The organism is Pseudomonas sp. LBUM1641 (assembly GCF_059716235.1).
On the sequence record NZ_CP166815.1, the window covers coordinates 3,502,675 to 3,523,035 of the forward strand.

17 protein-coding genes are annotated in these 20,361 nt (G+C 61.5%); 10 read left to right on the forward strand and 7 right to left on the reverse strand.

Annotated features, from left to right (window positions below; translation table 11 throughout):
- Nucleotides 1-590 precede the first annotated feature (590 nt).
- The 5 genes from ACA046_RS15965 to ACA046_RS15985 all read right to left on the reverse strand — a co-directional run bounded on the left by ACA046_RS15965 (nt 591) and on the right by ACA046_RS15985 (nt 7,530).
- Entirely contained in the window at nt 591-2,006 is a 1,416-nt protein-coding gene (locus tag ACA046_RS15965; RefSeq protein WP_076013564.1) for an efflux transporter outer membrane subunit, read from the reverse strand.
- Complete coding sequence (locus ACA046_RS15970) at nt 2,003-5,182, reverse strand: efflux RND transporter permease subunit (RefSeq protein WP_497677006.1); 3,180 nt, start codon at nt 5,180-5,182, stop codon at nt 2,003-2,005. Before ACA046_RS15970 ends, ACA046_RS15965 begins: the two co-directional genes overlap by 4 nt.
- A gap of 15 nt (nt 5,183-5,197) precedes the next feature.
- Complete coding sequence (gene mexE / locus ACA046_RS15975; protein WP_445575117.1) at nt 5,198-6,439, reverse strand: multidrug efflux RND transporter periplasmic adaptor subunit MexE; 1,242 nt, start codon at nt 6,437-6,439, stop codon at nt 5,198-5,200.
- 225 nt (nt 6,440-6,664) lie between these two features.
- The gene (locus ACA046_RS15980) at nt 6,665-7,075 is read right to left on the reverse strand and encodes a hypothetical protein (protein WP_497677007.1); all 411 of its coding nucleotides are present in this window, start codon (nt 7,073-7,075) and stop codon (nt 6,665-6,667) included.
- Nucleotides 7,076-7,143: 68 nt separating this feature from the next.
- Nucleotides 7,144-7,530, reverse strand: coding sequence for a cupin domain-containing protein (locus ACA046_RS15985; RefSeq protein WP_497677008.1), 387 nt, complete (start codon nt 7,528-7,530; stop codon nt 7,144-7,146).
- A gap of 265 nt (nt 7,531-7,795) precedes the next feature.
- Between ACA046_RS15985 and ACA046_RS15990 the strand changes: the two genes are divergently transcribed.
- The 4 genes from ACA046_RS15990 to ACA046_RS16005 are packed head-to-tail and all read left to right on the forward strand — an operon-like array spanning nt 7,796 to nt 12,270.
- Complete coding sequence (locus ACA046_RS15990) at nt 7,796-8,782, forward strand: sugar ABC transporter substrate-binding protein (RefSeq protein ID WP_497677009.1); 987 nt, start codon at nt 7,796-7,798, stop codon at nt 8,780-8,782.
- Entirely contained in the window at nt 8,782-10,317 is a 1,536-nt protein-coding gene (locus ACA046_RS15995; RefSeq protein WP_497677010.1) for a sugar ABC transporter ATP-binding protein, read from the forward strand. Before ACA046_RS15990 ends, ACA046_RS15995 begins: the two co-directional genes overlap by 1 nt.
- Nucleotides 10,304-11,296, forward strand: a complete 993-nt coding sequence (locus tag ACA046_RS16000; RefSeq protein ID WP_497677011.1) for an ABC transporter permease — start codon at nt 10,304-10,306, stop codon at nt 11,294-11,296. Before ACA046_RS15995 ends, ACA046_RS16000 begins: the two co-directional genes overlap by 14 nt.
- Nucleotides 11,293-12,270 carry an ABC transporter permease gene (locus ACA046_RS16005; protein ID WP_497677012.1) on the forward strand — a complete coding sequence of 326 codons (978 nt, stop codon included), beginning with the start codon at nt 11,293-11,295 and terminating at the stop codon, nt 12,268-12,270. Before ACA046_RS16000 ends, ACA046_RS16005 begins: the two co-directional genes overlap by 4 nt.
- 30 nt (nt 12,271-12,300) lie before the next feature.
- On the opposite strand, the gene ACA046_RS16010 is transcribed toward ACA046_RS16005, so the two are convergent.
- Nucleotides 12,301-13,152: an urea carboxylase-associated family protein gene (locus ACA046_RS16010; RefSeq protein WP_177084923.1), complete on the reverse strand. Its 852-nt coding sequence runs from the start codon at nt 13,150-13,152 to the stop codon at nt 12,301-12,303.
- Between the two features lie 14 nt (nt 13,153-13,166).
- Nucleotides 13,167-13,832 (reverse strand): GntR family transcriptional regulator, encoded by a 666-nt coding sequence (locus tag ACA046_RS16015; protein WP_497677013.1) that lies wholly within the window; start codon nt 13,830-13,832, stop codon nt 13,167-13,169.
- A 279-nt stretch (nt 13,833-14,111) separates the two neighbouring features.
- On the opposite strand from ACA046_RS16015, the gene ACA046_RS16020 reads away from it, so the two are divergent.
- From ACA046_RS16020 to ACA046_RS16045, 6 genes are all read left to right on the forward strand, one after another.
- A complete protein-coding gene (locus ACA046_RS16020) occupies nt 14,112-15,512 on the forward strand; it encodes a DHA2 family efflux MFS transporter permease subunit (RefSeq protein WP_497677014.1) in 1,401 nt (466 codons plus the stop codon).
- A 118-nt stretch (nt 15,513-15,630) separates the two neighbouring features.
- Nucleotides 15,631-16,590: an AraC family transcriptional regulator gene (locus tag ACA046_RS16025; protein ID WP_497677015.1), complete on the forward strand. Its 960-nt coding sequence runs from the start codon at nt 15,631-15,633 to the stop codon at nt 16,588-16,590.
- 85 nt (nt 16,591-16,675) lie between these two features.
- Nucleotides 16,676-18,052: a Rieske 2Fe-2S domain-containing protein gene (locus ACA046_RS16030; RefSeq protein ID WP_497677016.1), complete on the forward strand. Its 1,377-nt coding sequence runs from the start codon at nt 16,676-16,678 to the stop codon at nt 18,050-18,052.
- The gene (gene benB, locus ACA046_RS16035) at nt 18,049-18,537 is read left to right on the forward strand and encodes a benzoate 1,2-dioxygenase small subunit (protein WP_322144997.1); all 489 of its coding nucleotides are present in this window, start codon (nt 18,049-18,051) and stop codon (nt 18,535-18,537) included. Before ACA046_RS16030 ends, benB begins: the two co-directional genes overlap by 4 nt.
- Before the next feature lie 10 nt (nt 18,538-18,547).
- Entirely contained in the window at nt 18,548-19,570 is a 1,023-nt protein-coding gene (gene benC / locus ACA046_RS16040; protein WP_497677017.1) for a benzoate 1,2-dioxygenase electron transfer component BenC, read from the forward strand.
- 10 nt (nt 19,571-19,580) lie between these two features.
- The gene (locus tag ACA046_RS16045; RefSeq protein ID WP_497677018.1) at nt 19,581-20,342 is read left to right on the forward strand and encodes a 1,6-dihydroxycyclohexa-2,4-diene-1-carboxylate dehydrogenase; all 762 of its coding nucleotides are present in this window, start codon (nt 19,581-19,583) and stop codon (nt 20,340-20,342) included.
- Nucleotides 20,343-20,361 lie beyond the last annotated feature (19 nt).

The following is a 20,361-nucleotide window of genomic DNA, read 5'->3' on the forward strand; positions in this document are numbered from 1 at the left end:
CTGGCCCGTACTGAGCGAAACGCCGAACCTGTAGGAGCGAGCTTGCTCGCGAAAAAACTGAGACCGCCGCGTTCATTCAGGATGCCAACGTCATCGTTAACGACCTTCGCGAGCAAGCCCGCTCCCACATTTGGACCGTGCCCGCTTAAGCTTCTGATTTTGCTGTTGCTTCACCACACTCAAGCCGGCCTGTAGGCCGCTGTGCTGTTGATCTGCTTTTGATCTTGATCTTAGGCGCCCCGTTAAACCACGCTGGCCGAACGTAGGCTTTGGAGCGTGGGTAACCCGGCAGGACGCCGGGTTAGCCGCGCTGGGCCAAGGATGGCCCATCGCGGCGGCCCACGCTCCAAAGCCGGAGTGAGGGCACACCGAGCCCAAGCGAGGTGCCGAGTGGTGGGGCAAGAGCGTTTTGCTTACTTTTGCGCTCTTCAAAAGTGAGCCGCTGTAAGAGCGGAACCAATACAAGCCATCACCCAAATAACGGATATACACACAACCCAAACGAGCAAAAAAAAGCCCCGCGACCGAATGACGGCGCGAGGCTAAAAATTGGCTGGATGCGACCAACCAAAGGAGCTCTTTAAATCACATCACTTGGCACTGGCGATGGTGGTACTCGGCTGCCACCCACCCCCCAACGCCTTGTAAATCGCGACAATCCCCCGATACAGATCCACCTCGGCCTGGGCCTGCGAATCCTCGGCAGCCAAACGCTCACGCTGCGCGTCCAGCAACACCAGGAAATCCACCGTCCCTTCGCGGTAACGAATCTCTGCCAGGTCGGCAGCCGCCCGACTCGACTCACTCTGACGAATCAGCGAAACCAACCGCTGCTGGCGTTTGCCGTAATCACTGAAGGCATTCTCCGATTCTTCCAGCGCCAGCAACACCTGCTGCTCATAGCTCGCCAACGCGCCATCCGCCTCGGCATCCGCACCACGCAACCTTGCCCGCACACTGCCCAGGTCAAACGCCGCCCAGGTAATGCTCGGACCAAGGGACCAGGCATTCGCCGCCGCCGACCCAATCTGCGAACCCCGCCCAGCGGTAAACCCGAGGAACCCACTGAGGCTCACCCGTGGAAACAGATCAGCCTTGGCCACCCCAATCCGCGCCGTGGCCGCTGCCAACTTACGCTCGGCACTGAGAATGTCCGGACGACGCTGCAACAGTTGCCCCGGATCACCAATCGGCAACGCCTTGGCAATCGCCGGCAAATCTTTCGGGCTCAAATCCACGCTCAACTTGTCCGGACGCTCACCGAGCAGGGTAGCGATGCGATTACGCTCGCGAACTTCCTCGGCCTGCAGTTGCGGCACACTGGCCTCTACAGCCGCCAGCCGCGCATCGGCACGCACCACATCGAGCTGATCGCCCACGCCGGCATCCCGCAGGCTGACCGTGATGCCGCGCGAATCCTCCTGGTTCTTCAGGTTGGCCACCGCGATTTTCTCGCGCAGTTGCGCGCCTCGCAGTTGACCGTAAGCGTCCACCAGCTCGGCAATCATCGTGACTTGCAGTTGATACAGGTCGGCCTCGGCAACCTGTTGGTCAGCATCGCTGGCCTCGAGGTTGCGGCGGATCCGCCCGAACAAGTCCACTTCCCAGGCCATGTCCAGGCCCAGGTCATAACGCTCGCTGTTGACGCGCTTGGTGGTCTGGCCCGGAATCTGGCCTTTGCCCACGTCGCTGCTGGCGCGGCTGGTGATCACCGGCATCACGTCATTGGCAGCGTCGTCACGAATCGCCCGGGCTGCCCGCAGGCGGGCAAATGCCACCCGCAGGTCACGGTTACCGTTCAGGGATTGAGTCACCAACTGGTTAAGGGTCGGGTCCTCGAACTGCTGCCACCAGATGCCTTCGAACTTCGCGTGGTCGTACTGCTTGGCGTCGGCGGCGGCCGTTACGTTGGCCGCCTCCAGTGGCTGGGTTTTATAGTCAGGGCCCACGGCACAGGCGCTCAGCGCCAGTACCAGCAAGCTCGGCAAAAATACTTTCACGCTCATTGCTGTGTCTCCAGCTTCAAGGCCTTGGCCGCTTTGCGCGCCTCACCGCGTTCAACAAACCGGCGGATCAGTACATAGAACACTGGCGTCAGCAGCAGACCGAAGAAGGTCACGCCGATCATCCCGGAGAACACCGCCACACCCATCGCGTGACGCATCTCGGCACCGGCACCGCTGGACAACACCAGAGGCACCACACCCATGATGAAGGCGAACGAGGTCATCAGGATCGGCCGCAGACGCAGACGGCAGGCTTCCAGTACCGCAGCGAGCGGGTCGAGGCCTTCCTGCTGTTTATCCTTGGCGAACTCGACGATCAGAATCGCGTTCTTACAGGCCAGGCCCACCAGTACGATCAGGCCGATCTGGGTAAAGATGTTGTTGTCGCTGCCAGAGATAATCACCCCGGTGATGGCCGACAGCAGGGTCATCGGTACGATCAGGATCACCGCCAGTGGCAGGCTCCAGCTTTCGTATTGGGCGGCCAGTACCAGGAACGCCAGCAATACGCAGAGCGGGAACACGAACAGCGCGGTGTTGCCCGAGAGGATTTGCTGATAGGTCAGGTCGGTCCACTCGTAGGTCATGCCGTTGGGCAGTTCGTCTTTCAACAGTTTCTCGATCGCCGCCTGGGCCTGGCCGGAGCTGTAGCCCGGTGCGGCGTTGCCGTTGATCTCGGCCGTGATGAAGCCGTTGTAGTGCATCACGCGGTCCGGGCCCGAGGTGTCGCTGACCTTGATGAAGGTCGCCAGCGGGATCATCTCGCCTTTGTTGTTACGCACTTTCAGCTGGCCGATCTGGTCTTCATCCTGGCGGAACTGCTGCTCAGCCTGCACGTTGACCTGATAGGTGCGCCCGAAGCGGTTGAAGTCGTTGGCATACAACGAACCCAGGTAGATCTGCAGGGTGTCGAAGATGTCACTGATCGCCACGCCGTGGGTCTTGGCCTTTTCGCGGTCGATGGCAGCATCGACCTGGGGCACGTTGACCGTGTAACTGGTGAACAGGCCAAACAACTCAGGCACGCCACGGCTCTTGGTAATGATGTTCTGCACTTCTTTGTACAGCTCGTCGTAACCCAGGTTGCCACGGTCTTCGACCTGCAGACGGAACCCGCCAATCGTACCCAGGCCCTGTACCGGCGGCGGTGGGAAGATCGCCATGTAGGCTTCCTGGATGCTGCTGTACTTGCCGTTCAGTGCACCGGCAATCGCACCGGCAGACAGGCTCGGGTCTTTACGCTCATCGAACGGCTTCAAGGTCACGAACACGATGCCGTTGTTCGGGCTGTTGGTAAAACCGTTGATCGACAAGCCGGGGAAGGCGATCGCGCTTTCCACGCCGGGCTGTTTCATCGCAATGTCGGACATGCGTTTGATCACGTCTTCGGTGCGGTCCAGGCTCGCGGCGTCCGGCAACTGGGCGAAGGCCACCAGGTATTGCTTGTCCTGGGCCGGTACGAAACCGGTCGGCGTGTGGGCAAAGCCCAGCCAGGTCAGGACCATCAGGCCGGCGTACAGGAACAGCGCGATGCCACTGCCGCGAATCACCCGGCGTACCGTGCCAACGTAACCATGGCTGGCCTTCTCGAAGAAACGGTTGAACGGCTTGAACAACCAACCGCCCAGCAACTTGTCGAGGAACCTGGAGAAGCCGTCTTTCGGGGCGTTGTGGCCTTTGAGCAAGACCGCTGCCAGTGCGGGCGACAGGGTCAGCGAGTTGAACGCCGAAATCACCGTTGAGATCGCAATGGTCAAGGCAAACTGCTTATAGAACTGCCCGGTCAAGCCGCTGATAAAGGCCGCTGGAATGAACACCGCACACAGTACCAGCGCGGTCGCGATGATCGGGCCGGTCACTTCGCTCATGGCCTTTTCGGTGGCCGGGAACGGTTCCAATCCAAGCTCGATGTTCCGCTCGACGTTCTCCACCACCACGATGGCGTCGTCCACCACGATACCAATCGCCAACACCAGTCCGAACAGCGACAGCGCATTGAGCGAGAAGCCAAACAGGTGCATCACCGCAAAGGTACCGATCAACGAAACCGGCACAGCCACCAGCGGAATGATCGAAGCGCGCCAGGTCTGCAGGAACAGGATCACCACCAGCACCACCAGGATCAGTGCTTCGAACAAGGTGTGAACCACGGCTTCGATGGAACCGCGCACGAAGACGGTTGGGTCATAGGCGATTCGGTAATCCATGCCTTCCGGGAAGCTCTTTTTCAGCTCCGCCATTTCGGCGCGCACTTCATTGGAGATATCGATGGCGTTGGAGCCAGGGCGCTGGAAGATCGGGATCGCCACGGCCGGCTGGTTGTCGATCAACGAGCGCAGGGCGTATTGGCTGGAACCCAGCTCAACCCGCGCGATGTCCTTCAATCGCGTGATTTCGCCATTGTCACCGGCACGAATGACGATGTTTTCGAACTCTTCCTCAGTGACCAGACGGCCTTGGGTATTCACCGACAGCTGGAAACTGGTGTCAGTCGGCGCAGGCTGCGCCCCCAGTGCACCGGCCGCTACCTGGCGGTTCTGTTCGCGAATGGCCGTCACCACATCAGTGGCGGTCAGGTTGCGCGAGGCGGTCTTGTTCGGATCGAGCCACACTCGCAGGGAATAGTCGCCCATGCCGAACAGCTGCACATCACCCACGCCGCCCAGCCGTGCCAGCTCATCCTTGATATTCAGGATCGCGTAGTTGGACAGGTACAGCATGTTGTAGCGCTGATCGGGGGAGGTGATGTGCACCACCATGGTCAGGTCGGGAGACGCCTTGTCCACGGTAATACCGATGCGCGTCACTTCCTCAGGCAGTTTTGGCTGAGTCCGGGTTACCCGGTTCTGCACCTGCACCTGCGCGTTGTCCAGGTCGGTGCCCAGGGCGAAGGTGATGGTCAGGGTCAGCTTGCCGTCGGCGGTCGACTGCGAGGACATGTACAGCATGTTCTCGACGCCGGTGATGGCTTGCTCCAGAGGCGCGGCCACGGTTTCACCGATGACCTTGGGGTTGGCGCCCGGGAAGTTGGCACGGACCACGACGGTCGGCGGCACCACTTCCGGGTATTCACTGATGGGTAGCTGGAACAGTGAAATCGCGCCGGCGATCAGGATCAACAGCGACAGCACCGCTGCGAAGATCGGCCGCGAAATGAAGAACTTGGAAAAATTCATCTTGAGTCGTATCCCTTAACCGCGTGGAGTCGCGACACTGGCGAGCTTGGGCGCGGCTTTATCCGGCGCCACTTGCTCCAGGTTGCTGGCTTCAAGCGCTTGTCGTTGTTGTGCCAAGGCGGCGAGGGTTTCCTTGCTGGCCATCGGGATGGTTTCCGGAGCAACCGGCGATCCCGGGCGAACGCGCTGCAGGCCCTTGACGATGATCGTGTCGTCCTTGGTCAGGCCGCTGCGCACGATGCGCAAGCCTTCGATCTTCGGGCCCAGTTCCACGGCGCGATAGGCGGGTTTGTCGCCGTCCATCACCAGTACGAATTTCTTGCCCAGGTCGGTGCCCACGGCTTCGTCGCTGATCAGCACGGCGGAGTAGGTGCCGCTGCCCACCAGCTTCAGGCGGGCATACAGGCCAGGGGTGTATTCGCCCTTGCTGTTATCGAACACGGCGCGACCGCGAATGGTGCCGGTGGCCGGGTTGACCTGGTTGTCGACGAAGTTCATCTGGCCCAGGTGCGGGTTGCCGGTTTCATTGGACAGGCCCAGGTACACCGGGGTGGTAGCGCCACGGCGGCCCTGGCGCGCGAGTTCGGTGTACTTGAGGTACACGCGCTCATCGGCGTCAAAGTAGGCGTAGACCTTGTCGGTGGAGACCACGCTGGTCAGCGCGGTGACATCGGCGGTCACCAGGTTGCCGGCGGTGATCTCGGCACGGCTGACACGGCCGCTGATGGGCGAAGTCACGCGGGTGAAACTCAGGTTCAACTTGGCCAGGTCCAACTGCGCCTGGATCCCGGCGACGGCGGCGCGGGCTTCCTGGGCGGCGGTGGTGCGCGAGTCGGCCAGTTCGGCGGAGATCGCATTGCTCTGGCGCAGGCGTTCGCCGCGTTGGGCTTCGTTATCGCTGCGGGTGGCGGCGGCTTTGGTTTGTGCGAGTTGTGCTTCGAGGCGGCGCACTTCAGCCTGGAATGGGCGTGGGTCGATCTGGAACAGCAGGTCGCCTTTCTTGACCAGCGCACCTTCGGTGAAGGCTACCTGATCGATCTGGCCCGACACGCGCGGACGGATCTGTACGGTTTCCGGGGCTTCGAGGCGGCCGGTGAATTCGTCCCACTCGTTGACCGGTTGTTCCAGCACCTTGGCCACGCTGACATGGCTGGGTGGCATGGCGGCCGCTTGTTCCGGCGCTTTGCCGCAGGCGCTCATCACCATCACGGCCAAAATGGCCAAGGGATAGCGCAAATGTTTGAGAGACTGTTCCATGAGGTGCATCCGCCAATGTATTTAAGATGGGCGGATCATGCTCGGCAGGGTGCTATCTCACGAATCGAATGAAACAAAGGTAACTATCATTCGGAATGATATAAGCGTAAAGCCAGCCCTCTAGCATGCAGGTTTCGTTAGGGAGCTATCAATGCTATTGATGACAAAGGACTGTTGCGCAAGATGCAAGGAACAGCGCGCCCCATAAACTGTCGGGCATGCTGGCTATTCAAACGTACAGAGCGCCGGGTTGGTTACCGTGCATTCGTTGCCTGCCCATGCGCTGCCGACGGGCTTCGCATTGACCGGGTTTTTCAGGGTCATGCTCACCGGTTCGTGGTTCTGATCCAGGTAGTGGCATGCCACCGACGACTGACCCTGGCTGCTTTGGATCACCGCTTTTTCAAAGTGGACCTGGTGCAGGTCCTTCTGCTCTGCCATCGGGTTTTGCCCGGTCCATTGCTGACCGTCCGGGCCGGACGCGGTGTAGGCAACCACTTCGCCGGTCGGCGTCTTTTTGTACGTATCTTTAAGGGCATGGGTGGGCGGGCAGGCGGCAGTGCCAGCGTAGGCGTTGCCCACCAACGCCATCAGGGTCACCACGAGGGCTGAGGTTTTCTTCAGCTGCCTATTCATCACACGTGCTCCTGGTCTGGAGAAACAGTGCTGTAAAGACTAGCCCAAACAGGTAACGCCGGTCGGTGCTAAATCCACACGTCGTTGGTCGCCGTGCGCTCACCCCCTTCGGCGCCGGTGTTCAACACACCGCAGGGCTCGATCAACAGCAGCTTTACCTCACCCAATGCGTGCGGCTTGTGCTCCACGCCTTTGGGCACCACATACATTTCCCCTTGCCCGATGGTCACGGCGCCGTCGCGGAAGTCGATGCGCAGGGTGCCTTCCAGGACGATAAAGGTTTCATCGGTGTCGGCATGGTCGTGCCAGATAAAGTCACCTTCAATCTTTACCACCTTGAACTGGTAGTCGTTCATCTGCGCGACGACCTTGGGCGCCCATTGCTCGCTGAACAGGGCATATTTCTGGGCGAAGTTGATCGAAGTGTAATTCGTCGACGCTTGGGTAGCAGGCATTGTAGGTTCCAGGGTTTCAGGACATTGGAGCCTTAAGGTAGGCCCGACGGCCCGCCGGATATTGAATGATCGTGTAGCGTCCGACAGTCTTGGGTGCGTGCAACTGTTGGCTGTGCAACAGCAGTCGGACAGTTTTGGTTTGCTCGAGACAGTACAACATCGCCTATTGTTTTTATCCGATTGATTTTATTGAAAATAATTTATGGCATGGGCTCTGCAATGCACACAGGTGAACCCTTTCACTCGTCGCTCAGCGGAGCCCTGTATGCCTTGCACTTTTTTCTCGCGTTCACGTTCCATCTTGCTTGGCGCAGCGTTGTTGCTGGGCCACGCCACCCTGTCCCAGGCCGCCGAGGGCGATGACGCGGTGCCGTCCCTGGCCGGCAAGCGCATTGCCGTGAGCATGACCGGCACCAGTCACTATTTCGATATCAAGGCGTTCCAGGCCCAGGTCGACGAGATCAAGCGCCTCGGCGGCACGCCGATCACCCTCGACGCCGGGCGCAATGACAAGAACCTGGTGACCCAACTGCAAACCGTGGTCACCCAGAAACCCGATGCGGTGATCCAGACCCTCGGCACCCTCAGCGTGATCGACCCGTGGCTCAAGCGCATCAGCAAGGCCGGCATCCCGCTGTTCACCATCGATGCGCCTTCGCAGTACAGCCTCAACAACACCACCTCGGATAACGTCGCCACCGGCAAGGCCCTGGCCGATCAACTGATCAAGGACGCCGGCGGCAAGGGCAAGATCCTGGTGTTCAATGGCTTCTACGGCGTGCCGGTGTGCGCGATTCGCTATGACCAGTTGAAGCTGGCGCTCAAGGATCACCCACAACTGGAAATCATCGAGCCGGAGTTGCGGGATGTGATCCCCAACACCGTGCAGGATGCGTATTCCCAAGTGTCCGCGTTGCTCAACAAGTACCCGGCCGGCAGCGTCTCGGCGATCTGGGCGGCGTGGGACATTCCGCAACTGGGGGCGAGCAAGGCGTTGATCGATGCCAAGCGCACCGAGATCAAGACTTATGGTGTGGACGGCACGCCTGAAGTGCTGGAGCTGCTCGGCCAGGCCAATTCACCGGTGGGCGCAGTGGTCGCCCAGCAGCCGGCGCTGATCGGCAAGACCGCGGTGCAGAACGTGGCCCGCTACCTGGCCGGGCAGCGCGACCTGCCCAAGGAAACTCACGTCGCGACGCTGCTGACCACGGCTGCCAACCTGGCGCAGGTTCAGCAACTGCGGGGTGATTAATGGCTGCATTGCACTTGCAGCACCTGCACAAACGTTTCGGCGCCACCCTGGCGCTGGATGATGCGAGCCTGAAAGTCGAGCGCGGCACCATTCACGGCCTGGTGGGTGAGAACGGTGCCGGCAAGTCGACCTTGATCAAGGTCCTGGCGGGGATCCACAAGGCGGACTCGGGGCAGGTGAGCATTGACGGCCAGGCGTATGCCGCGCTGTCCCCGCGCCAGGTGGATGCGCTGGGCGTGCAGTTCATTCATCAGGAGCGGCTGTTGCCAGCGAGTTTTACCGTGGGCGAGGCGCTGTTTTTCGGGCACGAATTACGCCGTGGTCCGTTTGTGGACCGGCGTCGGCAGCAGCGTGAGTCTGAGCGCTTGCTGGCGGAATATTTTGAGCTGCAACTGCCGGCCGACGCGTTGGTAGGCGAGCTCAACAGCGCCGAGCGTCAGGTGCTGCAAATCACCCGGGCGCTGATTCGCCAGCCGAAAATCCTGGTGTTCGACGAGCCCAGCGTGGCGTTGGTCAAGCGCGAGGTCGATCAGTTGCTGCGGATCGTCAAGCGCCTGCGGGACCAGGGTTTATCAATCCTCTACATTTCCCATTACCTGCAAGAAATCGACAGCCTTTGCGATGAGGTGACGGTGTTGCGCAATGGTCGTGATGTGGCGGTGATGGAGCCACGGCATACCTCCAGCGCGCAGATTGCGCGGTTGATGGTCAACCGTGAGGTGCAGGACATGTATCCCAAGGCTCAGGTCGAACTGGGTGAACCGTTGCTGCAGGTGCGCTCGTTGAGCCTGGCCCGGCGCTACCGGGAGATCGACCTGGAGCTGCGCCGGGGCGAAATCGTCGGCCTGACCGGGCTGGTCGGGTCGGGCGCCAAAGACTTGCTCAGGACCCTGTTTGGTGTAGCGCGTGCCGACAGCGGCAGCATCCATCTGGAAGGCCGCTTGTTGCGCCTGCGTTCACCCGGCGACGCCATCGCTCAAGGGATTGCCCTGGTGCCGGAAGAGCGCCGCAGCCAAGGGATTTCACCGCTGCTCTCGGTGCTGGAAAACCTCACGCTGGCCGGGCTGGCGCGGTTCAGCCGTTGGGGCTTGCTGAACAAGCGCCAGGAACAGGCCGAAAGCCTGCGCCTGATCGACGAACTGGCAATCAAGGCGCCAGGTCCGCAGGCCGCGGTCAGCCAACTCAGCGGGGGCAACCAGCAAAAGGTTGCCTTGGGCAAATGGCTCAGTCGACGCTCGGCGGTGTACCTGTTGGATGAGCCGTGCGTGGGCGTGGATGTCGGCGCCAAAGTCGAGATCTATCGCCTGGTCGGGCGCCTGGTGGAAGAGGGGGCTGCGGTGCTGGTGCTGTCTTCGGACTTGCCCGAGCTGCTGGGAATTTGCGACCGCATCCTGGTGTTGCATCGAGGCGAGATTGCCGGTGAGTTCCTGGCCGGTGAGGCGGACAGCGATCAACTGCTGGCGTGTGCCACGGGAGCTGTGCCGCCCACGGTATCCGTGCCGGTGAATCGGGAGGTGGCGTATGTCCCTGCTTGAAACGGCTGCGCCGGGTTTGTCCCAACGGTTGTGGGTGCTGTTGTTACGGCGCGGTTCGGTGGGGGTGTTCCTGGCGATCCTGCTGGGGTTTGCCGTGGCCGCGCCAAACTTCCTGTCGGTGGGCAATATCGCCAATGTGTTCAGCCAGTCGGCAATCCTGGGGGTGCTTGCCTTCGGCCTGACCTGCGTGATCATCGGCGGCGGTTCCAATGTCGTCGCCGGCGGGCTGGACCTGTCGCTGGCGGCCAATCTGGGGTTGTGCGCTGCGGTGTTCAGCCGACTCAATAATGCCGGTCTCGACCTTTGGGCCAGCCTGCTGCTGACCTTGGGCTGTGGCCTGGCGGTCGGCCTGCTCAATGGCCTGGCCGTGGTGGTACTGCGTTTGCCACCGTTGCTCGCGACCCTGGCAAGCATGAATGTTCTGGCCGGCCTGGAGTTGGTCCTGACCGAAAACACCGTGGTCTCCACCGACTCACCGTTGCTCGACTTGCTCAGCGGCGGGACCTGGCTGGCAGTGCCGGCACTCGCCTGGGTGTTGCTGGCGACGGCCTTCGTACTGACGCTGTTGATCCAGCACACGGCGTATGGCCTGCGCCTGCATGCCGTCGGGGAATACCCGCACGCCGCTGAGGCTGCGGGCATTCGGGTGCCAGCGTATGTGCTTTCCAGCTATCTGTTGTCGGGGTTGTGTGCCGCCGTGGCGGCTTTGTGTTCAGCGGCATTTTTCAGCGGCAGCACCACCGGCTCCGGCGACATGCTGCTATCGGTAGTGGCGATTGCCTTTCTCGGCGTGGTGTTTTCCAGGCGGCTGGTGGCAAGCATCCCCGGCACCTTGCTGGCGACCTTGCTGATCGGCTTTTTGATCAATGGGTTTCAACTGCTCAACCTGTCGAGCTTCTGGGTCAATGGTGTGCAGGGCGTGCTGATTTTGCTGGTGGTCGCGGCTTCCAGCGCATTGAACCGGGGAGAGCCTTCATGATTCAGGTATCGACGCTACAAGCACGTGGTGGCAGGTGGCGTTCACTGTTGCCCCTGACGTTACCGCTGGTGTTTGTGGCCATCGTCGTGGTGTTTGCCTGGCAGGCACCCGGGTTCCTCAGTGGCGGTAATCTCAAAAGCCTGGTGCTGAACAACTTCGTGCTGCTGGCGATTGTCGCCATCGGCATGACCTACGCGGTGGCGGCCGGTGGCATCGACCTGTCGGTGGGCACCGCGCTGGATTTCGCCAGTTTCAGCTTTGTAGTGCTGCTGAATGCCGGGCACGGGTTGGGTGTTGCGATCGCTGGCGCGTTGGCCGCCGGGCTGCTGGTAGGACTGTTCAATGCCGGCTTGATCGCGGGTCTGCGGATCAGCCCGTTCCTGGCGACCCTCGGCACCTTGTTTATCGGCACCAGTGCCCAGCAGTTGCTCTCGGACGGCGGCCAGCCGATCTACATCGCCCAGGGTTTCAAGCCGGAACTGGCGAGTTTCAGCCCGTTGGGCGTGCCGTTGCCGTTGTTGATCGTGCTGGTATTGGCCGTGGTCTACGGCCTGTTGCTGGCCCGTGGACGCCTGGGGCGCGAACTGCTGGCCCAGGGCACTCAGCCGCTGCTGGCGTATTACTCAGGGTTATCGGTACGGCACATTGTCACCACCACAGTATTGGCTGCCGCGCTGGCGTGTGGGGTGGCGGGGATTCTGCTCAGTTCGACGGTGAGCGCTTATGTGCCGCTGTCGGGCAACGCGTTCCTGCTGAATGCGATTGGTGCGGTGTTTATCGGCACCACGTTGAATCCCCAGGGCCGGGCGAATATCCCGGGCACGCTGCTGGGTGTGCTGTTTATCAATGTGATCGCCAACGGCTTGTTGTTGATCGGCTGGAATTTTTACTGGCAACAGGTCGCAACCGGCGTGCTGATTTTTGTCGTGTTGGCTTTCAGTTTCATCAGTCGCAGGATCGCGCAGAACACCTGAGGCGCGGCGCCCCAGGTGTCAATCTGGCGGTTACTTTTCCCAGTCAGCCTTGGGGATCAACAGGCCATGGTTGCCGTTATAGGCGGCGCGTTCGGGCTGTTTCCAGCCTTCCAGCAGCGCGTCGTCGAGGCGGTAGATCTCAACGCCCAATGGGCGGCAGACCTTCAGCGGGTCTTCGGCGTCCGGGCCCCACATCGGCAGCGACAGGTCGCCACCCGGGCAGGTGGAGAGGGCGCACAGCAGGTCGATTTCGGCAAAAAACTCCAGATAGTCGCCCTGTTTGGCCGGGCAGGCTTTCATGAAGTACATGTCGTCGTGATTCAGGCCGGTGCACTGGAAGATATTCAGCACGTCATGCACGTCGAACTCGGTCAGGCCGTGGGGCAGCACGGCCCGAGTCAGGTTGGAGTGGCAGTGGTGGTGGAAGTCTTCGCCGGTGAGCATCTTGTTCACGTAAGGGTCGCAGCGCGTGCCGAGCAAATCGTGCAGGCGCCCGCCGTGTTCGTCGATGCCGTAGTCGGCCAGGCTGTCGTCGGTGATGGTGACCATCGGCCGCAAAAACGGCAGGTTCGACCACAGGCGGTCATAGGTAGTGACGTGAGCGCCTTGCAGTTGGCGAGTACGCGATGCCCACATGCGTTCGCGGGGGTCGTTGGCACTCCACACGTTGAAATCGCCGACCTGCGGGCCCACTGGCGTAGTCACGCGGAACACATGGCCGGCTGGCACCTTCCAGGCGCGGCCGGTGCGAATCGGCACTTCAAATTGTTCGATCAGGGTGCGGCCGTCCCGGGACTCGCGCACGCGGTCATAAAAGGCTTTGTCGACCTGCAAGGCAGCGCCTTTGCTGACTTGGTAGGCCGCTGGATAGTCCTTGTACATGGTAGGTCCTCGCTTCAGGGTTTTGGAATGCTGCTCAGGATCTCCAGCAGCAGCGATTCGGAGTCATTGAGGTAGCTGGCCAGGGCTTCCCCGGCGGCTTGTTTGTGGCCGTCAACCAGCAAGTCGTGAATCTGCCGGTCGCGCTCCAGCCAGGGTTTCTGGAAGGCTTCCTCGCTGGGGGCGTTGGAAAACACCAGGCGCATCTGGGCTGCAATATGGGTAAAGAATTCGTCCAGCAACGGGCTGCGCATCAGCCCGACGATGTGTTGGTGAAAGCGCAGGCTGTGGGTGCCGAAGGCTTGCCAATTCTCGCGGTCCTGGGCCAGTTGCGCGGCCTCGATGGCTGCCAGCATCAGGTCGGACTGGTACTCGCGCAGCGGCTTGCTGGCGGCGATGGCCTGCAGCTCCAGGGTGCGCCGCACCTTGAAGAGGTCGCGCACTTCATCCACCCCGAGCCGGCGCACGATCACGCCTTTGTTGCGCACGTAACTGGTCAGGCCTTCGCGGCCCAGGTGATGCAAGGCTTCACGCACGGTGTTGCGTGAGGCGTTATAGGCGTTCACCAGCTCGCTCTCCACCAGCGGCATGCCGGGCAGCAGGCGGCCGCCGATGATGTCTTCACGCAGTTCGATGGCAACCTGGTCGGCCAGCGACAGGCTGGGTTCCTTGGCTTGGCTCACGTTGGCGCTCCTTGGGCTCACGCGGTGCCCTTGGTCCCGGTTGTTGGGATTTGGATTGTTCAACAATCTGGTTTTGATAGTTAAGCGTTTATCGTGCCAAGTACGACTATTAAGGTTCTTTGCCGCGCTTTTACGGGGGGCGAGGGGGTTTTATGGAAGTGCACACACCAGATCGGTGCGAATCGTTACCGACGGCTACGTTGTTGGGCGGGAATATTGGGGGGCATCACGCACGCACTTATTGATAAAGTGCTGCGACGAAACCCTGAGTGAACAGCAATGACGTCGATCTCCCAACGCCGCTCAACCTTGATTGCCTTGTTGGTCGCCGTCACCTTTTTCATGGAGAACCTGGACGCCACGGTGATCGCTACTGCGTTGCCGGACATCGCCAAAACCTTCGGGGTGGGCGCGGTGGACGTGAACATCGGCATGAGCGCCTACATGCTCGCCGTTGCGGTGTGTATTCCCATCAGCGGCTGGCTGGCCGACCGCTTTGGGTCGCGGCGGGTATTCGGTTCGGCGATTGTGCTGTTCAGCGTCTCGTCATTGCTGTGCGGCTGGAGTGACAGCCTCGAAACCTTCGTCGCTGCGCGCGTGTTGCAGGGCATCAGCGGGGCGATGATGGTGCCGGTGGGGCGCCTGGCGGTGCTGCGTAGCACCGAGAAAAAAGACCTGGTGCGGGCAATTTCATTTATCACTTGGCCCGGGCTGGTGGCGCCGATACTCGGGCCGCCGGTGGGCGGGTTTATCGTCACCCACGCGTCCTGGCCGTGGATTTTCTACCTCAACCTGCCGCTGGGTCTGCTGGCGTTGATCGCCACGCTGGTATTGATCCCCAAGCACGACGAGGTCACTGCCCGCACTTTCGATTTCAGCGGTTTCCTGCTGGTGGGCGTCGCCAGCGCGGCGCTGTTGTACGGTGTCGAACTGCTCGGGCAAAGCCGTGGCAGCCTGTTGCAGGGCCTGTTGCTCAGTGGCGCAGGCGTGATGCTCGGTGCCTTTGCCTGGCGCCATATGCGCCGGCATGCCCAGCCGTTACTGGCGTTGGGTGTGGTGAGCGTGCGCACCTTCAGTGTGTGCCTGTGTGGCGGGTCGATTTTTCGGGTGGCCATCAGCACCTTGCCGTTCCTGCTGCCGTTGATGTTTCAACTGGCGTTCGGTCTCTCGGCCTTCGATGCGGGATTGCTGGTGCTCGCGGTATTTGCCGGCAATCTGGCGATGAAGCCGTTCACCACCTGGGTGATGCAGCGTTGGGGTTTTCGTCCGGTGTTGATGATCAACGGCATCCTTGGCGTACTGGCGATTGCCGCCTGTGCGTTGCTGGATGAGCGCATGAGCTGGGCGCTGATCCTGTTCATTCTGTTCGTGGGCGGCCTGTCACGCTCCATGCAGTTCACCTTGTTCAACACCCTCGGGTTTGCCGATATACCCAAGGCGCAGATGAGCGATGCTTCAACCTTGTTCAGTATGTTTTTCCAGCTGAGCATGGCCATGGGCGTGGCGATTGGCGCGCTGTTGTTACGTTTTGCCATGAATTTTCACGGCAATACCGGGCAGGCCGCCACCGCCGATTTCCAGCTGACGTTTCTGTTGGTAGCGGTGATTGCCGGCGTGGCGTTGCTGGATAACCTGCGCTTGCCGCCCCAGGCCGGGGAGTCGGTACTGCAACGCAAGTGAACCCACGATACCTTCGGGGTATGAAGCAACACCTATTGAATATTGGACGGTTTGCGTCCCCCGCAGCACTCTGCGGTGAAGTACACACGCAGGGCCCATAACAATAAAAGGCGCAACCATGACCGTGCTATTGAGTGAGCGCAGCCAGATTTTCGATCGTGCAGATGCCTATGCCGTGTCCGACTACGTCAACCAGCACGTAGGCAGCCACTGTATCCGCCTGCCGCCCAAGGGCCGCCCACAGGCGAGCATCAGCCATCGGACCTTTTCCAGCCTGGACCTGTGCCGTATCAGCTACGGTGCGCCGGTGCGGGTGACGTCGGTGGCGCTGCAAACCATCTACCACCTGCAAATCCTGCTGCACGGCCACTGCCGCTCGAACTCCCGTGGCGAAGAGCAGGTGCTCGGCCCGGGGGAAGTGCTGCTGATCAACCCGGATGACCCGGTGGACCTGACCTATTCCGCCGACTGCGAAAAATTCATCATCAAAGTGCCGGTGCGCCTGCTGGAAAACGCCTGCCTGGAGCAGCACTGGACGTTGCCGCAGCAGGGCATCCGTTTCGCGGCGCCGCGCCATGCGCTGACTGAAATGGGCGGGTTTCTGCAACTGCTGGGGCTGATCTGCCACGAGGCCGAAAACGCCGCCGAACCGGAAGTGCAGGGCCTGTACGAGCGCATCGTGGCCAATAAGTTATTGGCGCTGCTGGCCAGTAACGTCCTGCGGGTGATCCCGCGGCCTGATCAAGGCGGGGGCTTTGAAGCGGTGCGCCAGTTTATCGAGGAGCACCTGACGGATGACATCAGCGTCGAACAATTGATGGCCATCGCCAGGGTCAGCGAGCGGTCGCTGTATACCTTGTTTGAACGCCAGGTCGGCCTGTCGCCCCGGGACTACATGCGCCAACGCAAGCTGGAGCGGGTGCACACCATGCTGCAACTGGCCACGGCGCGCAGCGTCACCGAGGTGGCGCTGGATCACGGGTTTGTGCACCTCGGGCGTTTCTCCGAGGCCTATCGAAAACGCTTTGGCGAGTTGCCCTCGCAGACGTGGAAGCGCCGGCTTGCGCCAGGCGGATAGCGAATTGCAGTCAGCGGATATTGAGGGGTAGGGCAAGCACATAAGGTGGGGGGGCCTGATACAAGAACAACCGAGGGCCTACCCCATGATCAGCACATTCGACCGACTCGCCCGACAATTGCGCGACTCCGTCCAGGAAGATCCCGCCACCGGGGTGTTCCGCTGCCGCCGCGACATCTTTACCGACCCCGACCTGTTTGCCCTGGAGATGAAGCACATTTTCGAAGGCGGTTGGGTCTACCTGGCACACGAAAGCCAGGTGCCAGAAATCAACGACTACTTCACCACCTGGATCGGCCGCCAACCCGTGGTCATCACCCGTGACAAACAAGGCACGCTGCACGGCCTGGTCAACGCCTGCGCCCACCGTGGCGCCATGCTCTGCCGCCGTAAACAAGGCAACAAAGGCTCGTTTACCTGCCCGTTCCACGGCTGGACCTTCAGCAACGCCGGCAAGCTGCTCAAAGTGAAAGACGCCAAGACCGGCGCGTATCCCGACAGCTTCGACTGTGACGGCTCCCACGACCTCAAGCGCCTTGGCCGTTTCGAAAATTATCGCGGCTTTCTGTTCGGCAGCCTCAGCGAGACGGTGCCGGGACTCAGCGACTACCTGGGGGAAACCCGGGTGATCATCGACCAGATGGTCGACCAGGCACCGCTGGGCCTGGAAGTGCTGCGGGGCAGTTCGTCGTATGTGTATGACGGCAACTGGAAGCTGCAGATCGAAAACGGCGCCGATGGTTATCATGTCAGCTCCGTGCACTGGAACTACTCGGCGACCATGGGCCGCCGCAACTACGAAGCCGAAGGCACGCGCACCGTCGACGCCAATGGCTGGTCGAAAAGCCTGGGTGGCGTCTATGCCTTCGAGCACGGGCATATTCTGCTCTGGACGCGCCTGCTCAACCCCGAAGTGCGCCCGGTGCATGCTCACCGTGAAGCGCTGGCCGAGCGCCTGGGCCAGGAGCGTGCGGACTTTATCGTCGATCAAACCCGCAACCTGTGCCTCTACCCGAATGTGTACCTGATGGACCAGTTCTCCACGCAGATCCGCGTAGTGCGCCCGATCGCCGTCGACAAGACCGAAGTCACGATTTACTGCATGGCGCCCAAGGGCGAAAGTGCCCAGGAACGCACCACGCGCATTCGCCAGTACGAAGACTTCTTCAACGTCAGCGGCATGGGTACGCCGGACGACCTGGAGGAGTTCCGCGCCTGCCAGACCGGCTACCAGGGCGCGACCACCTTGTGGAATGACCTCAGCCGCGGCGCCAAACAGTGGGTGGAAGGCGCCGACGAAAATGCCAAGGCCATGGGCATGAACCCGCAGCTCAGCGGCGTCAAAACCGAGGACGAAGGGCTGTTCGTGCGCCAGCACGCCCATTGGGCCCAGAGCCTGCAACAGGCGATCGCGCGCGAGCAGCAAGGCTTGATCGCCACGGACAAGGAGGTGCTGTCATGAGTGCTTCCCGCGACCGCCTGCTGGACTTTCTGTACCGCGAAGCGCGCCTGCTGGATGACCGCCAATGGGACGAATGGCTCGAATGTTATTCACCCAAGGTCGAGTACTGGATGCCGGCCTGGGACGACCACGACACCCTGACCGAAGACCCCCAGAGCGAAATTTCGCTGATCTATTACCCCAGCCGCGACGGCCTGGAAGACCGCGTGTTCCGGATCAAGACCGAGCGCTCCAGCGCCAGCACCCCGGAGCCGCGTACAGCGCACCTGATCACCAACCTCGAAGTGCTGGCCGATGACGGTCAATACGTGGAACTGCGTTTCAACTGGCAAACCCTCAGCCATCGCTACAAGACCACGGATACGTACTTCGGCACCTCGTTCTATCGCCTGGACATCCGCGCCGAACAGCCGCTGATCACGCGCAAGAAGGTGGTGCTGAAAAACGACTACATCCATCAGGTCATCGATATCTACCACATCTGAGGACACGCCCATGACGTACTCCATTGCCCTGAACTTCGAGGACGGGGTAACCCGTTTCATCGACTGCAAGGTGGGTGAAAAGGTCCTCGACGCGGCCTTTCGCCAACGTATCAACCTGCCCATGGACTGCTCGGACGGCGTGTGCGGCACCTGCAAATGCCGCTGTGAAACCGGCGCCTATGACTTGGGCGACGACTATATCGAAGACGCCTTGAGCGAGGATGAAGCCGGCGAGCGCCAGGTGCTGACCTGCCAAATGGTGCCGCAATCTGATTGCGTGATTGCCGTGCCGGTGCCGTCCGGTGCGTGCAAGACCGGCACCGCGCAGTTTGCCGCGACGGTGGCGAGCATTACCCGGCATGCCGATGCCGCCCTGGAGGTGAGTTTCGAGCTGGACCAGGCGCCGGTGTTCCTGCCGGGCCAATACGTGAATATCGGCGTGCCCGACACCGGGCAGACCCGCTCGTATTCCTTCAGCAGCAAGCCCGGCGACAAACACGCCAGCTTCCTGATCAAGCATGTGCCCGGCGGGCTGATGAGTGGCTGGCTGGACCGCGCTCGGCCGGGCGACGCCGTACCGATGACCGGGCCACTGGGCAGTTTCTACCTGCGTGAAGTGGCGCGGCCATTGCTGTTGCTGGCGGGCGGCACCGGGTTGGCGCCGTTCCTGTCGATGCTAGAAGTGCTGGCCGAACGTGGGGAAACCCGGCCGGTCAGGCTGATCTACGGCGTGACGCGGGATCAGGACCTGGTGATGGTCGAGGTGCTGGAAGCCTTCGCCAAACGCCTGCCCAATTTCAGTTTTGTCACCTGCGTGGCCGACCCTCAGACCGCGCACCCGCAGCAGGGCTACGTCACCCAACACATGGCCGCTGACGTGCTGAACGACGGCGACGTGGATGTGTACCTGTGCGGGCCGCCGCCGATGGTCGACGCAGTACGCCAACACTTCAAGAACCAGGGCGTAACGCCCGCCAGCTTCCATTACGAGAAGTTCACGCCCAACGCCATCGTTACCGGCGACGCCGCTTGAGGAAAACACCATGAACCCACGTTTCAACACCAAGGTCGCGCTGGTGACCGGCGCCGCCCAGGGCATCGGCCGGCGTGTCGCCGAGCGTTTGCGGGAAGAGGGCGCCTGGCTGGTGGCGGTCGACCGCTCGGAGCTCGTGCATGAGTTGCAGCATGAGCGGGCGCTGGTCCTGACTGCCGACCTTGAACAGCACGCCGAATGCGCGCGTGTGATGGCCGCCGCCAAGGCGCGATTCGGGCGTATCGACATTCTGGTCAACAACGTCGGCGGGACCATCTGGGCCAAGCCGTTCGAACATTACGCCGAGAACGAAATCGAGGCTGAACTGCGTCGTTCGCTGTTTCCGACGCTGTGGTGCTGCCATTGCGTGCTGCCCTACATGCTGGAGCAGGGCAGCGGCGCCATCGTCAATGTCTCGTCCGTCGCCACCCGTGGGGTGAACCGCGTACCGTATGGCGCGGCCAAGGGCGGCGTGAACGCCCTGACCGCATGCCTGGCCCTGGAGACCGCCGGTAGCGGCATCCGCATCAACGCCACCGCGCCCGGCGGCACCGAAGCACCACCGCGCCGGATCCCGCGCAACAGCCAGCCCCAGAGCGATCAGGAGCGCGTCTGGTACCAACAGATCGTTGACCAGACCCTCGACAGCAGCCCGATGAAGCGCTACGGCAGCATCGACGAACAAGCCGGCGCGATTCTGTTTCTCGCCTCCGATGAGGCTTCTTACATCACGGGCGTCACCTTGCCGGTAGGAGGCGGCGACCTCGGCTGACCCATCGCTGTACCTGCAG

Excerpts from the sequence above, each read along its gene's own strand:
- ACA046_RS15965 (WP_076013564.1), bottom strand. The coding sequence starts at position 2,006 with ATGAGCGTGAAAGTATTTTTGCCGAGCTTGCTGGTACTGGCGCTGAGC.
- ACA046_RS15970 (WP_497677006.1), bottom strand. The coding sequence starts at position 5,182 with ATGAATTTTTCCAAGTTCTTCATTTCGCGGCCGATCTTCGCAGCGGTG.
- mexE (WP_445575117.1), bottom strand. The coding sequence starts at position 6,439 with ATGGAACAGTCTCTCAAACATTTGCGCTATCCCTTGGCCATTTTGGCC.
- ACA046_RS15980 (WP_497677007.1), bottom strand. The coding sequence starts at position 7,075 with ATGAATAGGCAGCTGAAGAAAACCTCAGCCCTCGTGGTGACCCTGATG.
- ACA046_RS15985 (WP_497677008.1), bottom strand. The coding sequence starts at position 7,530 with ATGCCTGCTACCCAAGCGTCGACGAATTACACTTCGATCAACTTCGCC.
- ACA046_RS15990 (WP_497677009.1), top strand. The coding sequence starts at position 7,796 with ATGCCTTGCACTTTTTTCTCGCGTTCACGTTCCATCTTGCTTGGCGCA.
- ACA046_RS15995 (WP_497677010.1), top strand. The coding sequence starts at position 8,782 with ATGGCTGCATTGCACTTGCAGCACCTGCACAAACGTTTCGGCGCCACC.
- ACA046_RS16000 (WP_497677011.1), top strand. The coding sequence starts at position 10,304 with ATGTCCCTGCTTGAAACGGCTGCGCCGGGTTTGTCCCAACGGTTGTGG.
- ACA046_RS16005 (WP_497677012.1), top strand. The coding sequence starts at position 11,293 with ATGATTCAGGTATCGACGCTACAAGCACGTGGTGGCAGGTGGCGTTCA.
- ACA046_RS16010 (WP_177084923.1), bottom strand. The coding sequence starts at position 13,152 with ATGTACAAGGACTATCCAGCGGCCTACCAAGTCAGCAAAGGCGCTGCC.
- ACA046_RS16020 (WP_497677014.1), top strand. The coding sequence starts at position 14,112 with ATGACGTCGATCTCCCAACGCCGCTCAACCTTGATTGCCTTGTTGGTC.
- ACA046_RS16025 (WP_497677015.1), top strand. The coding sequence starts at position 15,631 with ATGACCGTGCTATTGAGTGAGCGCAGCCAGATTTTCGATCGTGCAGAT.
- ACA046_RS16030 (WP_497677016.1), top strand. The coding sequence starts at position 16,676 with ATGATCAGCACATTCGACCGACTCGCCCGACAATTGCGCGACTCCGTC.
- benB (WP_322144997.1), top strand. The coding sequence starts at position 18,049 with ATGAGTGCTTCCCGCGACCGCCTGCTGGACTTTCTGTACCGCGAAGCG.
- benC (WP_497677017.1), top strand. The coding sequence starts at position 18,548 with ATGACGTACTCCATTGCCCTGAACTTCGAGGACGGGGTAACCCGTTTC.
- ACA046_RS16045 (WP_497677018.1), top strand. The coding sequence starts at position 19,581 with ATGAACCCACGTTTCAACACCAAGGTCGCGCTGGTGACCGGCGCCGCC.